Below are 13001 nucleotides of genomic sequence, written 5' to 3'. Positions count from 1 at the left end.
CATCGCGGGACCGGCACCGAGGTGGTGCCGGCCCCGTCGGGCGGGGCAGCGGGGTCCTTGCTCAGGCGGTGGTGAACACCAGTGCGATGTTGTGCCCGCCGAAGCCGAAGGAGTCGTTCACCGCGGCGGTGAGCCGGGCGCGCCGGGGCTCCCGGCGCACGATGTCGAGGGCCTGGACGGCGGCGTCGTCGTCCGGGTCGTCGAGGTTGGCCGTCGCCGGCACGACCTGCTCCCGGAGCGCGAGGATCGTGAACACCGACTCCAGCGCCCCGGCCGCGCCGAGCAGGTGCCCGGTCTGGCTCTTGGTGGCGGTCACCAGCACGTGCTCGCCGATCGTGTTGCGGATGGCGGCGGCCTCGGCGGTGTCACCCACCGGCGTGGAGGTTGCGTGCGCGTTGACGTGGCCGATGTCGGCGGGCGCGAGCCCGGCGTCACGGACCGCGGCGGCGATCGCCCGGCCGGCGCCCTCGCCCTCGGGGTGCGGGGCGACCAGGTCGTAGCCGTCGGCCGTCGCCCCCGCACCGGCGAGCCGGGCGTGGACGCGCGCACCGCGGGCCCGAGCGGCGTCGGCGCGCTCCAGCACCAGGGCCGCGGCGCCCTCACCGAGGACGAACCCGTCCCGGGCCTTGTCGAACGGCCGGGAGGCGCGCTCGGGCTCGTCGTTGCGGGTGCTCATCGCCCGCATGGCCGCGAACCCCGCCATGGGCAGCGGGTGGACGACGGCCTCGGCGCCGCCGACCAGGACGACGTCGGCGCGGTCGAACCGCAGGAGGTCCAGCCCCCAGCGGATCGCCTCGGCGCCGGACGCGCAGGCGCTGACCGGTGCGTGCACGCCGCCCTTGGCGCCCACGGCCAGGCCGACTGCCGCCGCCGGGCCGTTGGGCATGAGCATCGGGATGGTGAAGGGGGAGACCCGCTTGGGGCCCTTCTCCTCCAGGACGTCGTCCTGGCCGAGCAGGGTCAGCGCTCCGCCGATGCCGGTGCCGAACACGACCGCGACCCGCTCCGGGGCGACGCCGGCCTCGGCGGCGCCGGACTCGCGCCAGGCCTCCTCGGCGGCGACCACCGCGACCTGCTGGCTGCGGTCCAGCCGGCGGGCGCGCACCCGGTCGATCTGCTCGGCGGGATCCCTGGCCAGGGTGGCGGCCAGCTGTGCCGGGAACTGCTTGACCCAGTCGTCCTCGAGACGGCGGACCCCCGACCGCCCGGCCAGCAGTGCGTCCCACGTGCTGGCGACGTCGCCTCCGAGCGGCGTGGTGGCGCCGAGACCGGTGACGACGACGTCGCCGACAGACGTGCTCATGACGGGTTCCTCCTGGGACGTGCGGCCGGGGGCCGGGGGTGCCGGGTGGGCGTCAGCCCCGGTTCTTCTGGATGTAGCTCATCGCGTCGCCGACGGTCTTGATGTTGCCGAGCTCGTCGTCGGGGATGGCGACGCCGAACTTGTCCTCGACCGCGGTGGCGATCTCGACCATCGACAGGGAGTCGACGTCGAGGTCCTCCGTGAACGACTTCTCCGGGGTGGCGTCGGCCGGCGCGACCCCGGCGACCTCCTCCAGGATCTCGGCCAGACCGGTCTGGATGTCCTCGCTCACGCGAAGGTCCTCTCTCTCGGGTGGGGCGGGGTGTCCCGCCGTCGGGCCCCTGTGGCCCGAGGGTCTGTGGGTGCCCGTCAGGGCAGGCGGAACACCTGACCGGCGAAGGTGAGCCCGGCGCCGTAGCCGAGCACCAGGGCCAGGTCGCCGCTCTTCGCCTCGCCCGACTCCAGCAGCGCGGTCAGCGCCAGGGGGATGGAGGCCGCGGAGGTGTTGCCGGACTGGACGATGTCCCGGGCGACGACGGTGCGCTCGCCGAACCCGAGCCGCTTGGTCATCGACTCGACGATGCGCAGGTTGGCCTGGTGGGGGGCGAAGACGTCGATGTCCTTGGCCCCCACGCCGGCGGTCTCCATCGCCTCGACCAGCGTCTCGGTGAGACGGGTGGTGGCCCACCGGTAGACGGCCTGCCCCGCCATGGTCATCGTGGAGCTGCCCGCGGCGATCTCGATGGCGTTGTGCTGGTCGCCGTCGCTGCCCCAGACGACCGGGCCGATCGCCGGCTCGTCGGAGGGGCCGACCACCGCGGCGCCGGCGCCGTCGGCGAAGATCACCGCGGTCGAGCGGTCGGTGAGGTCGGTGACGTCGGTCAGCCGCTCCGCCCCGATGACCAGCGCGTGCCGCGCCGACCCGGTGCGGATGGAGTCGGCGGCCACGCCGAGGGCGTAGCAGAAGCCGGCACACCCGGCGTTGAGGTCGAACGAGCCCGGCCGCGGGATGCCCAGCCGGTAGGCGACCTGCGGGCCGATGCCCGGGATCGGCGCCCGGAGGCTCGCGCTGGCGACGATCACCAGGTCGACCTCGTCGGGGGACAGGCCGCTGGCGGCCAGTGCCTTGCCGCCGGCCGCGATGGCCATCTCGACGAGCGTCTCGTCCTCGGACGCCCAGCGTCGCTCGGCGATGCCGACGCGGGTCCGGATCCACTCGTCGTTGGTCTCCATCACCCCCGCGAGCTCGTCGTTGGTCACCCGCCGGCGCGGCCGGTAGGCGCCCAGGCCCAGCAGCCGCGCGCCGGGCGCGCCCTCCCGCAGCTTGATCGTGGTGGTCACGGAACCTCCTCGCTGACGCTCGTCGGCGTCGTGACCGACGGTGCTCTGCTTCCCCTCGCGAGCTCGGTCACTGCGACACCTCCGGGTAGAGCCGGGCGATCGGGTCCCCTGCATCGACCAGGTCGCCGTCCTGCACGAGCCACTCGGCGAGTACCCCGTCGTACCCGGCTGAGACGTTGACGTCCTCGCGGCGGCTGTGGATCCGGCCCAGCGGGGTGCCGGCGGGCAGTCGCGTGCCCTCCGCGACGTCGGCCGGGCTCACCGTGCCCCGCACCGGGGAGACGACGACCCGCCAGTCGGGCTGGTGCACGGCCTCGGCCCGGCCCCGCTCGGCGTCGATGAGCTCGCGCGCGCGGTCGAGGTCGGCCGGGCCGCCGATGGCGAGGACCTCGATGTCCGAGCCCTTCCACTCCCGCTTGGCCAGTCCCGCGAGCGCGCCGGCCGGCGGCAGCTCGATCGCGGCGGTCACGCCGAGGTCCCGCAGCGTGGCCAGGCAGGCGTCGAACCGCACCGGGCTGGTGACCTGGCTGACCAGCCGGGACAGCGCCTCGGCCCCCGAGGTCACCGCGGCGCCGTCGGCGTTGGACAGCAGCAGCCGGCTGGGGTCGGCCGGCTGCAGCCCGCCGACCAGGCCCTCGAGCTCCGCGCGGGCCGGGGCCATGTACCGGGTGTGGAAGGCGCCGGCGACCGACAGCGGCACGACCCGCGCCTTGGCCGGCGGGTTCGCCTTGAGCGCGGCCAGCCCGTCGAGCGGGCCGGCCGCGACGACCTGTCCGCCGCCGTTCACGTTGGCCGGCACCAGTCCGTGCTGCTCCAGCGCCGCGGCGAGCTCGTCCGGGTCCCCGCCCAGGACGGCGGACATCCCCGTGGGCGTCTGCGCGCAGGCAGCGGCCATCGCGCGGCCGCGGACGGCGGTCAGCGCGATCGCCGCCTCGACGCTGAGCACCCCGGCCAGCGCCGCGGCGGTCAGCTCGCCGACGCTGTGGCCGGTGATGACGACGTCCCGGCCGGCCTGCGGCGTGTGGGCGACCGGCCCGGGCAGGCCGCCCAGCTCGCGGGCGATGAACAGGCTCATCGCCACCACGAGCGGCTGGGTCACCGCGGTGTCCTTGATCGCCTCCGCGTCGCCGGTCGTGCCCAGCGAGAGGAGGTCGGCGTCGGCGATGGCGCCGGCCCAGCGGAAGAAGGACTCGGCGCCGGGGAGCTCCAGCCAGTCGGTGAGCATCCCGGGCTTCTGCGCCCCCTGTCCGGGGGCGAGGACGGCCAGCACGTCCCTCACCGTTGCAGACGACGCGGGGTGACGCGGTGGTGAACGGCACGAAACCACAGGGCTGCTCTTTGGAGGGTTGCTACAACAGAAGCGGGATCCCGGGCGCGTTCTACGAGAGTCGGTGGTGGGAACCACACTGAACCGGACGGCTCAGTGCCAGAGGGAACGGTCCTCGTCCAGCGCGGCGAGGGCGAGCGCGACCTGCAGAGTCCAGCCCCCGCGGGGGTCGGTGGCCGACATCCCGGTGAGCTCGGTGGCCCGCCTGAGCCGGTAGCGCACCGTGTTCGGGTGGACGAACAGGGCACGGGCGCTGGCCTCCAGGTTGCCCCCGCTGGCCAGCACCGCCCGGACCGTCTCCAGCACCTCGCCGCCGGCGGTCTGCAGCGGGAGCGCGACCCGCTCCCGCAGGGTGGCCCGTGCGGTCGGGTCGCCGTCCAGGGCGCGTTCGGGCAGCAGCGCGTCGGCCGGCACCGGGCGGGGGGCGCCGGGCCAGGCGCGGGCGGCCCGCAGGCCGGCGAGGGCGGCGGCGGCGGAATCACCGGCGTGGCTGAGGGAGTCGACGACCGGGCCGCTGACCACCGGGCCGGGGCCGAACTCGTCACTGACCCGGTCGGCGACCGCCTCCAGGTCCTCGGACCCGCCGAGGACGACGACCAGCTGGTCGGCGTGCACCCCGACGAGGACCTCGCTGCGCATCTGCCGTGCGGCCCGGCGCGCGGCGGTGTGCGCGTCGCCGTCGGGAGGCGCGGCACCGACCACCACGGTGACCGGGCTCATCGCCGCCCAGCCCAGGGCCGAGGCGCGCCCGGAGAGCTCCTCGGTGCGCTCGCCGCGGACCAGCGCGTCGACGACGAGCGCCTCGAGCCGTGCGTCCCAGGCGCCGCGGCTCTCGGCGAAGGTCGCGTAGACGTGCGCCGTCGCGAAGGCCACCTCACGGCTGAACTGCAGCACGGCCAGGCGCAGCGCGTCGCCGTCCCCCGGCTCGGCCACGGACTCCACGAAGTCGTCCATCACCTCCACGGTCACCTTGATCAGGTCCACCGTGTGCTTGAGCGGGACGACGCGGGCCAGCTCGCGGGGCGCGGCGCCGAACACCTCGCCGGTCAGCCGGGGCGGTCGGGTCGGGTTCCGGCACCACTCGACGAGCGAGGCGATGCCGGCCTGGGCCACGAGCATCACCCAGGAGCGCTGGTCGGCCGGCATGGTCCGGAACCACGAGAGGTCCTCGTCCATCCGGGCGACCGCGCGGGTGGCCAGCGAGCCGGAGGCGCGCTCCAGCCGCCGCAGCGTCGCTGCGGAGGGCGGGCGGTGGTCTCCCCGGTCGGGCACCACCCCACCTTGTCACGGATCGCCGACACCCCGGCCGAGCCCGGATGGTCCCCGTGCCCGCCGGTCGGGGACAGTGGGGTCGTGTCGGTGCTGAGTGCGGACAGGGCGCGGACCGCCCGCCGTCGGGCGCTGACCGCGGTGGGCGGCTGTCTCGGCGTGCTCGGGGCGCTCGGTGCCGGGGTGCTCGTGGGCTTCGCGCCGCAGGTCCGGCTGGACGCGGCGGTCAGCTCCGCCCTGTACGCCGGCGACGACCGCTCGGCCGCCACGGACCTGCTGCTCGAGGTGCTCACCACGCCCGGCGTGGTCTGGTTCCGCGTGCTGGCGTCCCTCCCCGTGCTGTTCTGGCTGGGGACCCGCCGGGCCTGGTGGACGGCGGCGTTCGTGGTCGCCGCCAACGTGACCGTCAGCCCGGTCACCGTGCTGCTCAAGGAGCTGGTCGGCCGGGTGCGCCCGGCCTTCGAGGACGGCGGGCTCCACTACGGCGGGCTGAGCTTCCCCAGCGGGCACTCCTCGGGCATCGCCACGCTGGTGACGGTGGCCCTCGTGCTGGCCTGGCCGCGGCTGTCGCCCCACGCCCGCCGGTGGGCGGTGGCCGGCGGGGTCGCCCTCGCCGTCCTGGTGGGGCTGACCCGCATGTGGCTCGGGGTGCACTTCCTCTCCGACGTCGTCGGCGGCTGGTCGCTGGGGGCGGCGTGGGTCCTCGGACTCGCGGTGGCCTTCGGCGCGCTCCCCGGCGGCCGCGCCGCCCTACCCGCCCGGGAGACGACATGAGCCTGGAGTCCCAGGTCCTGCTGGAGCCGGACGACGGCTCGCTGGGTCCGCTGCTGCGGATGGCGCACGACCGGCTGGCTCCCGGAACGGGCTACGGCCGGCACCCGCACCGGGCGGTCGACGTCGTGGCCGTGGTGCTCGAGGGCTCCCTGCGCCACGGCTGGGGGGACGGTGCGCGGATGGCGGCCGGCGACGTGGCGGTGCTGCGGGCCGGCACCGGGCTGGAGCACGACGAGGTCGCGGGGGACGCCGGGGCGCGGGTGCTGCAGACCCACCTGCGCAGCGCCGCCCCGGGGCTCGGCGCCACCCACGAGGTCCACCGCAACGCCGACGGCTGGGTGGACCTCCGTCGCCCCGACGTCCGGCTCTGGGTCGAGGCGGTGGACGCCGGGACCTCGACGACCGTGCCGCCCGGCCTGCTCGTCCTGGCCGGCCCGGACGGCACCCGGGTCGAGCGGCAGGACGGCGGGCCGGTGGCCGGCCCGGTGACCGCGCTGGTGTGGGAACTGGACACGTCCCGCCCGGCCTGGGCTCGGGACTGAGGCGCCGGGGCGCGGCACCGGCGCCCCGTGGGACAGAGTGGGGGGCATGCCGACCTCCGCACCCGACCTGTTGGCCGCGGCCCGTGCCGACGCCGACCGCACCGTCGACCTGCGCCGCCGGCTGCACCGCCGGCCCGAGATCGGCCTGCACCTGCCGCACACGCAGGCGACCGTCCTCGAGGAGCTCGCGGACCTGCCCGTGGAGGTGACGGTCGGGACGTCGACGACCTCGGCGGTCGCCGTCCTGCGCGGGGCCCGCCCGGGGCCGTCGTACCTGCTGCGGGCCGACATGGACGCCCTCCCCGTCCACGAGGACACCGGCCTGCCCTTCGCCTCCGAGGTGCCCGGGGCGATGCACGCCTGCGGCCACGACCTGCACGTCGCGATGCTGATGGGTGCCGCCCGGCTGCTGGCCGAGCGGCGCGACGAGCTGGCCGGCCAGGTCGTGCTGATGCTCCAGCCGGGGGAGGAGGGCTTCCACGGCGCCCGGTACATGCTCGACGAGGGGCTGCTGGACGTCGTCCCCGAGGCCCCGGTCTCCGGCGCGTTCGCGATGCACGTGTTCGCCACCCAGCCCAGCGGCGTGGTCAGCGTGCGGCCGGGGCCGATGATGGCCGCCGCCGACCACTGGCTGGTGACCGTCTGCGGTCGCGGGGGTCACGCGTCCATGCCGCACGCGGCGGCCGACCCGGTGCCGGTCGCGGCCGAGATCGTGCTGGCGCTGCAGGCGACGGTGACCCGGCGGGCGCCCGTCTTCGACCCGGCGGTGCTGACCGTCGCGCACCTGTCGGCCGGGTCGACCGACAACGTCATCCCCGACACCGCGTTCCTGGAGGGGACGATCCGCACGCTCTCGGACGAGCGCCGGGCCGACATGGTGGCGTCGGTGCGCCGGGTGGCCGAGCACGTGGCCGCGGCGCACGAGATGACCGTGGAGTTCGAGCACCGGCGGGGGTACCCGGTGACGGTCAACGACGCCGCTGTGGCCGACCGGGTGCGGACGACGGCGGCGACGCTGCTCGGCGGCGAGCGCAGCGTGGCCGCACGGGAGCCCCTGATGGGCGCGGAGGACTTCTCCTACGTGCTGGAGCGGGTGCCCGGCGCGATGGCCTTCCTCGGCGCCTGCCCGCCGGGGCAGGACCCGGCCATGGCGGCCGGCAACCACTCCAACCTCGTCGTCTTCGACGAGGACGTGCTGCCCGACGGCGCCGCGCTCTACGCCGCGATGGCCCTGGAGGCCCTCGCCGCCTGAGTGGAGGACCACGGTGCGGAGGACCCGCCCGTTCTACTCCGCCCTGACCAGGGCGACCACGTCGGCGGCGCAGCCCCAGGAGAGCGTGACCCCGGCGCCGCCGTGGCCGTAGCAGGTCACCACCGGCCGGCCCCCGACCTCGATGCGCTCCAACCGGACGGTGGGCCGGCCCGGCCGCAGCCCCACGGCCCGGGAGAGCACCGGGGCGTCGGCGAGCGCGGGGACCAGCGCCCGCGCCCGGGCCAGGATCGCGGCCTCGACGTCGGGGTCCGGCTCGGTGCCTGTCGCGCCGTCGACGGCGGTGCCGCCGCAGACGACGTCCGAGCCGCGCGGGACCACGTAGGTGAGGCCGGCCGGGTTCTCCTCGTCGAGCACCCAGCCGGACAGCCCCGGGTCGGCCAGCCGGACGACCTGCCCCTGCACCGGCGTCGGGGTGGGATCGCCCACCAGCGGTCCCGACGCCAGGCCGGCGGCCAGGACGACCGCCTCGCCGGGGACGTCGGCCAGCCGCTCCACCCGGCCGGGGACGACGTCCACCCCCGCCGCGCGGCAGGCGCCGGCCAGCCACGGCAGGTAGCGGCCCATGTCGGCCACCGGCAGGGTGCACCGGGTGCCGCCCGGCGTCCCGGACGGGAGCTCGTCGGGAGCGGCCGGCCGGTGCCCGGGCACGCCCGGCGCCCACCAGAGGTCCGGCTCCGGCGTGCGGTGCACGACCGTCCCGGGGCGCAGCGCGACACCGGTCGCCGGGTCGTCGGCGAGCCGCGTGAAGGCCGCCAGCGACCCCGCGCCCCAGCGCAGCACGGCGTCGGCCGGCGCCGCCCGGTAGGGGAACCACAGCGCGGCCGCGACCGCCGAGGTGGTCGCGGCGGGTGGGTCGGCGGTGTGCACCCGCACGCGGCAGCCGGCCCGGGCCAGCTCGAGGGCACAGGTCAGGCCCACCACCCCGCCGCCGACGACGGCCACCTCCCGGTGGCCGCCGCCGGCGGGCGGAGTGCGGGGCGGGGAGCCGCTCAGGTGGCCGGGCTCGGGTCCGACCGCTCCTCCTCCGGCGCGGCCTGCACGTCGCGGACCTGGTACTTCTCCACCGCCTGCCGGACGACGTCGCGGTCCACCTCGCCGCGCTTGGCCAGCTCGCCGAGGGTGCGGACGACGATCGACTCCGCGTCGACGTGGAAGTGCCGCCGGAGCGCGGGGCGGGTGTCGGACAGGCCGAACCCGTCGGTGCCCAGGGTCGCCATCCCGCCGGGCACGTACGGCGCGATCAGGTCGGGGACCGCCCGCATCCAGTCCGACACCGCCACGACCGGGCCGGGGGTGTCCTGGAGCCGCTGCGTGACGTACGGGACCTGCGGCTCCTCCTCGGGGTGGAGCAGGTTGTGCTCGTCGGCCTCGTCGGCCTGCCGGCGCAGCTCCGTCCACGAGGTCACCGACCACACGTCGGCCGAGACGCCCCAGTCGTTCGCCAGCAGCTCCTGCGCCCGCAGTGCCCACGGCACCGCGACGCCGGAGGCGAGCACCTGCGCCTTGGGCCCGTCACCCTGCTGCCCGGGTGCGTACAGGTACATGCCGGCCAGCAGGCCCTGCATGTCCAGCCCCTCCGGCTCGGCCGGCTGGTTGTACGGCTCGTTGTAGACCGTCAGGTAGTACATGACGTCGGGTGAACGGTGCCCGCCCAGCGGCGAGCCCGGGTCGTCCCCGTACATGCGCACCAGGGCGTCGCGCGTGATGTGGGCGACCTCGTAGGAGAACGCCGGGTCGTACGACACCACCCCGGGGTTGGTGTGGGCGAGCAGCAGCGAGTGCCCGTCCTCGTGCTGCAGGCCCTCGCCGTTGAGCGTGGTCCGGCCCGCGGTGGCGCCGAGGAGGAAGCCGCGGGTCATCTGGTCGGCCGCGGCCCAGAAGGCGTCGCCGGTCCGCTGGAACCCGAACATCGAGTAGAAGATGTAGATCGGGATCATCGGCTCGCCGTGCGTGGAGTACGACGTGCCGACGGCGGTGAACGACGCGGCGGAGCCGGCCTCGTTGATGCCCTCGTGCAGGATCTGGCCCTGCTGGGACTCCTTGTAGGCCAGCATCAGCTCGCGGTCGACCGAGGTGTAGCGCTGCCCGTGCGGCGAGTAGATCTTCTGCGTCGGGAACAGCGAGTCCATGCCGAAGGTGCGGGCCTCGTCGGGGATGACCGGCACGAACCGCGGACCGAGCTCGGAGTCCTTGAGCAGCTCCTTGAGCAGGCGGACGAACGCCATCGTCGTCGCCACCTCCTGCTTGCCCGAGCCGCGGCGCAGGATGTCGAGCGCCTTGTCCTCCGGCGCCTTGAGGGTCTTGAACTCCGCCCGCCGCCGGGGGACCGCCCCGCCCAGGGCCCGGCGCCGCTCGAGCATGTACTGCATCTCGTCGGAGTTCGGGTCGGGCTTGTAGTAGGGCGGCAGCGTCTTGTCCAGCTGCTCGTCGGGGATCGGCAGGTAGAGCCGGTCGCGGAAGTTCGCGAGGTCCTCGGCGGTCAGCTTCTTCATCTGGTGGGTCGAGTTGCGGCCCTCGAAGTGGCTGCCCAGCGTCCAGCCCTTGATGGTCTTGGCGAGGATGACCGTCGGCTGGCCCTTGTGCTCCACGGCGGCCTTGTAGGCGGCGTAGAGCTTGCGGTAGTCGTGCCCGCCGCGGGAGAGCGCCCAGATCTCCTTGTCGCTCATGTTCTCGACGAGCTTGCGGGTGCGCGGGTCGCGACCGAAGAAGTGCTCGCGCACGAAGGCGCCGTCCTCGGCCTTGTACGTCTGGTAGTCCCCGTCGGGGGTGACGTTCATCAGGTTGACCAGCGCGCCGTCGCGGTCGGCGGCCAGCAGCGGGTCCCACTCCCGGCCCCAGATCACCTTGATGACGTTCCAGCCGGCGCCGCGGAAGAACGACTCCAGCTCCTGGATGACCTTGCCGTTCCCGCGGACCGGGCCGTCGAGCCGCTGCAGGTTGCAGTTGATGACGAAGGTGAGGTTGTCCAGCTCCTCGCGGGCCGCCAGGCCGATGGCGCCGAGCGACTCGGGCTCGTCCATCTCGCCGTCGCCGAGGAAGGCCCACACGTGCTGGTCGGAGGTGTCCTTGACGCCCCGCGAGTGCAGGTAGCGGTTGAACCGCGCCTGGTAGATCGCGTTGATCGGGCCCAGGCCCATGGAGACGGTCGGGAACTCCCAGAAGTCCGACATGAGCCGCGGGTGCGGGTAGCTCGACAGCCCGCCGCCGGGGTGGCTGACCTCCTGGCGGAAGCCGTCCATCTGCTGCTCGGTCAGCCGGCCCTCGAGGAAGGCGCGGGCGTAGATGCCGGGGGAGGCGTGCCCCTGGAACCAGATCTGGTCGCCGCCGCCGGGGTGGTCCTTGCCGCGGAAGAAGTGGTTGAACCCGACCTCGTACAGGGACGCCGACGAGGCGTAGGACGAGATGTGGCCACCGACGGCGATGCCCGGCCGCTGCGCCCGGTGGACCATGATCGCGGCGTTCCATCGGATGTAGGCGCGGATGCGCCGTTCGACGTGCTCGTCGCCGGGGAACCACGGCTCGCGCTCGGGCGGGATGGTGTTGATGTAGTCGGTGCTGCGCAGGGAAGGGACGCCCACCTGCTGCTCACGGCTGCGTTCCAGCATCCGGAGCATGAGGTAGCGGGCCCGGCCGCGGCCGGCGTGGTCGACCACGGCGTCCAGCGACTCCAGCCACTCCTGGGTCTCGTCGGGGTCGATGTCGACCAGCTGGCTGGGGAGCCCGTTCGTGATGACCGCGCGGGCCTTGCCTGCATCGCGGGCGGGGTCGCCGTCCGACTGCTGCGGTGCGCTCATGTGCACATCGTCTCCCCTTCGTTCCCTCCACGTCACGCCAGCGCCCACATGTCGGGACGACGGGTCGGAACGGCGCCGTCCTTCGAGCGCTTGCACCTGACCAGGCATGCCCTACGCTTCCGCCAACGCCGACCGGTGTCACCGGGCGGACGAGCGCCCCAACACCAGGGGCACGGAGACCGGAACGGACGGAAGGGGTGACATGACCAGGCTGCGGGGACCACTCCCGCCGGTCGTGTCCGCCGCCCGTCGTCTCCCCGCGCGCTCCAGGTCTTCGACAGCACCCCACCGCCGGACCGTGCACGATCGTGCGCACCGGCTCCCCGCACCGGAACCGATGGAGGAACAGCAGGGATGAGCGTCGACTCGGGCAGCGCCAGCATGGCGGCCCGGCTGGGCATCAAGCCGGGCATGGTCGTGCAGGAGCTCGGCTGGGACGAGGACGCCGACGAGGACCTGCGGGACTCCATCGTCGAGGTGTCCGGCGGTGAGATGGTCGACGAGGACACCGACGAGGTGGCCGACGTCGTCCTGCTCTGGTGGCGTGAGGACGACGGCGACCTGTTCGACGCCCTCACCGACGCGCTGGCCTCCCTCGCCGACGACGGTGTGGTGTGGCTGCTGGTCCCCAAGTCCGGGCGGCCCGGCCACGTCGAGCCCAGCGACGTCACCGAGGTCGCGCCGACCGCCGGCCTGACGCAGACCAGCAGCGTCTCCGCGGCCAAGGACTGGTCGGGGATCCGCCTGGTCACCCCGAAGACGGCCCGCTCCCGCCGCTGACGGACCGACCACCTCCCCCCGTCGGGGCCGCACCGCGGCGGGCCCTGCGAGGGGGCCGTCCCAGCCCGTTCCCCCCGTGGGGCACGATCGGGGCCATGAGCCTCTCCGTCGGTGACGTCGCGCCCGAGTTCAGCCTCCCCGACCAGGACAAGCAGGTCGTCTCCCTGGCCGACCTGCGGGGCACCCCCGTGCTGCTGGTCTTCTACCCCTTCGCCTTCTCCGGCATCTGCACCGGCGAGCTGTGCCAGCTGCGCGACGAGCTGGCCACCTACACCGACGCCGGCGTCCGGGTGCTGGCCATCAGCACCGACCCGATGTTCAGCCTCAAGGCGTTCAAGGCCCAGGAGGGCTTCGACTTCCCGCTGCTGAGCGACTTCTGGCCGCACGGTGCCGTCGCGCAGGCCTACGGCGTCTTCAACGACAAGGCCGGCATGGCCGTGCGCGGCACGTTCCTCGTGGACGCCGAGGGCCGGATCGCCTTCACCGAGGTCAACCAGCCCGGCGACGCCCGCGAGCAGTCCGGCTGGAAGGACGCCGTGGCGGAGCTGGCGGCATGACCCCTCGGGGTGGGGTGGCCGGACGCGCCGGCCACTCCGCC

Annotated in this window: 12 protein-coding genes; 5 read left to right on the top strand and 7 right to left on the bottom strand. The window is 74.7% G+C overall.

From position 1 onward, the window contains the following. Positions 1-61: 61 nt before the first annotated feature. The 5 genes from ACI79C_RS07820 to ACI79C_RS07800 all read right to left on the bottom strand — a co-directional run bounded on the left by ACI79C_RS07820 (position 62) and on the right by ACI79C_RS07800 (position 5243). Positions 62-1303, bottom strand: a complete 1242-nt coding sequence (locus tag ACI79C_RS07820) for a beta-ketoacyl-[acyl-carrier-protein] synthase family protein (RefSeq protein WP_456945063.1) — start codon at positions 1301-1303, stop codon at positions 62-64. Positions 1304-1355: 52 nt separating this feature from the next. Beyond that, positions 1356-1595 carry an acyl carrier protein gene (locus tag ACI79C_RS07815; RefSeq protein WP_456920199.1) on the bottom strand — a complete coding sequence of 80 codons (240 nt, stop codon included), beginning with the start codon at positions 1593-1595 and terminating at the stop codon, positions 1356-1358. A 77-nt stretch (positions 1596-1672) separates the two neighbouring features. Then, positions 1673-2644 carry a beta-ketoacyl-ACP synthase III gene (locus ACI79C_RS07810; protein ID WP_456945062.1) on the bottom strand — a complete coding sequence of 324 codons (972 nt, stop codon included), beginning with the start codon at positions 2642-2644 and terminating at the stop codon, positions 1673-1675. 67 nt (positions 2645-2711) lie between these two features. Further along, entirely contained in the window at positions 2712-3923 is a 1212-nt protein-coding gene (locus ACI79C_RS07805) for an acyltransferase domain-containing protein (RefSeq protein ID WP_456945061.1), read from the bottom strand. A gap of 141 nt (positions 3924-4064) precedes the next feature. Further along, the gene (locus tag ACI79C_RS07800) at positions 4065-5243 is read right to left on the bottom strand and encodes a PucR family transcriptional regulator (protein WP_456945060.1); all 1179 of its coding nucleotides are present in this window, start codon (positions 5241-5243) and stop codon (positions 4065-4067) included. An 81-nt stretch (positions 5244-5324) separates the two neighbouring features. Between ACI79C_RS07800 and ACI79C_RS07795 the strand changes: the two genes are divergently transcribed. The 3 genes from ACI79C_RS07795 to ACI79C_RS07785 are packed head-to-tail and all read left to right on the top strand — an operon-like array spanning position 5325 to position 7808. After that, positions 5325-6014, top strand: a complete 690-nt coding sequence (locus ACI79C_RS07795; RefSeq protein ID WP_456945059.1) for a phosphatase PAP2 family protein — start codon at positions 5325-5327, stop codon at positions 6012-6014. Next, a complete protein-coding gene (locus tag ACI79C_RS07790) occupies positions 6011-6556 on the top strand; it encodes a pirin family protein (protein ID WP_456945058.1) in 546 nt (181 codons plus the stop codon). Before ACI79C_RS07795 ends, ACI79C_RS07790 begins: the two co-directional genes overlap by 4 nt. Before the next feature lie 46 nt (positions 6557-6602). After that, complete coding sequence (locus ACI79C_RS07785; protein ID WP_456945057.1) at positions 6603-7808, top strand: M20 metallopeptidase family protein; 1206 nt, start codon at positions 6603-6605, stop codon at positions 7806-7808. 33 nt (positions 7809-7841) lie between these two features. Here ACI79C_RS07785 and ACI79C_RS07780 read toward each other — a convergent pair whose 3' ends face one another. Beyond that, positions 7842-8771 (bottom strand): FAD-dependent oxidoreductase, encoded by a 930-nt coding sequence (locus tag ACI79C_RS07780; protein WP_456945056.1) that lies wholly within the window; start codon positions 8769-8771, stop codon positions 7842-7844. A 47-nt stretch (positions 8772-8818) separates the two neighbouring features. Then, the gene (gene aceE / locus ACI79C_RS07775; protein WP_456945055.1) at positions 8819-11623 is read right to left on the bottom strand and encodes a pyruvate dehydrogenase (acetyl-transferring), homodimeric type; all 2805 of its coding nucleotides are present in this window, start codon (positions 11621-11623) and stop codon (positions 8819-8821) included. Positions 11624-11977: 354 nt separating this feature from the next. Between aceE and ACI79C_RS07770 the strand changes: the two genes are divergently transcribed. Together ACI79C_RS07770 and ACI79C_RS07765 are read left to right on the top strand one after the other, a co-directional pair. Further along, positions 11978-12403 (top strand): DUF3052 domain-containing protein, encoded by a 426-nt coding sequence (locus ACI79C_RS07770; protein WP_456912902.1) that lies wholly within the window; start codon positions 11978-11980, stop codon positions 12401-12403. A gap of 95 nt (positions 12404-12498) precedes the next feature. Continuing rightward, entirely contained in the window at positions 12499-12960 is a 462-nt protein-coding gene (locus tag ACI79C_RS07765) for a peroxiredoxin (RefSeq protein ID WP_456945054.1), read from the top strand. Positions 12961-13001 lie beyond the last annotated feature (41 nt).

This window comes from Geodermatophilus sp. SYSU D00697 (assembly GCF_054050175.1).
The sequence above is the reverse complement of the archived record's forward strand: the minus strand, read 5'-3'. Positions and strand labels throughout refer to the sequence as shown.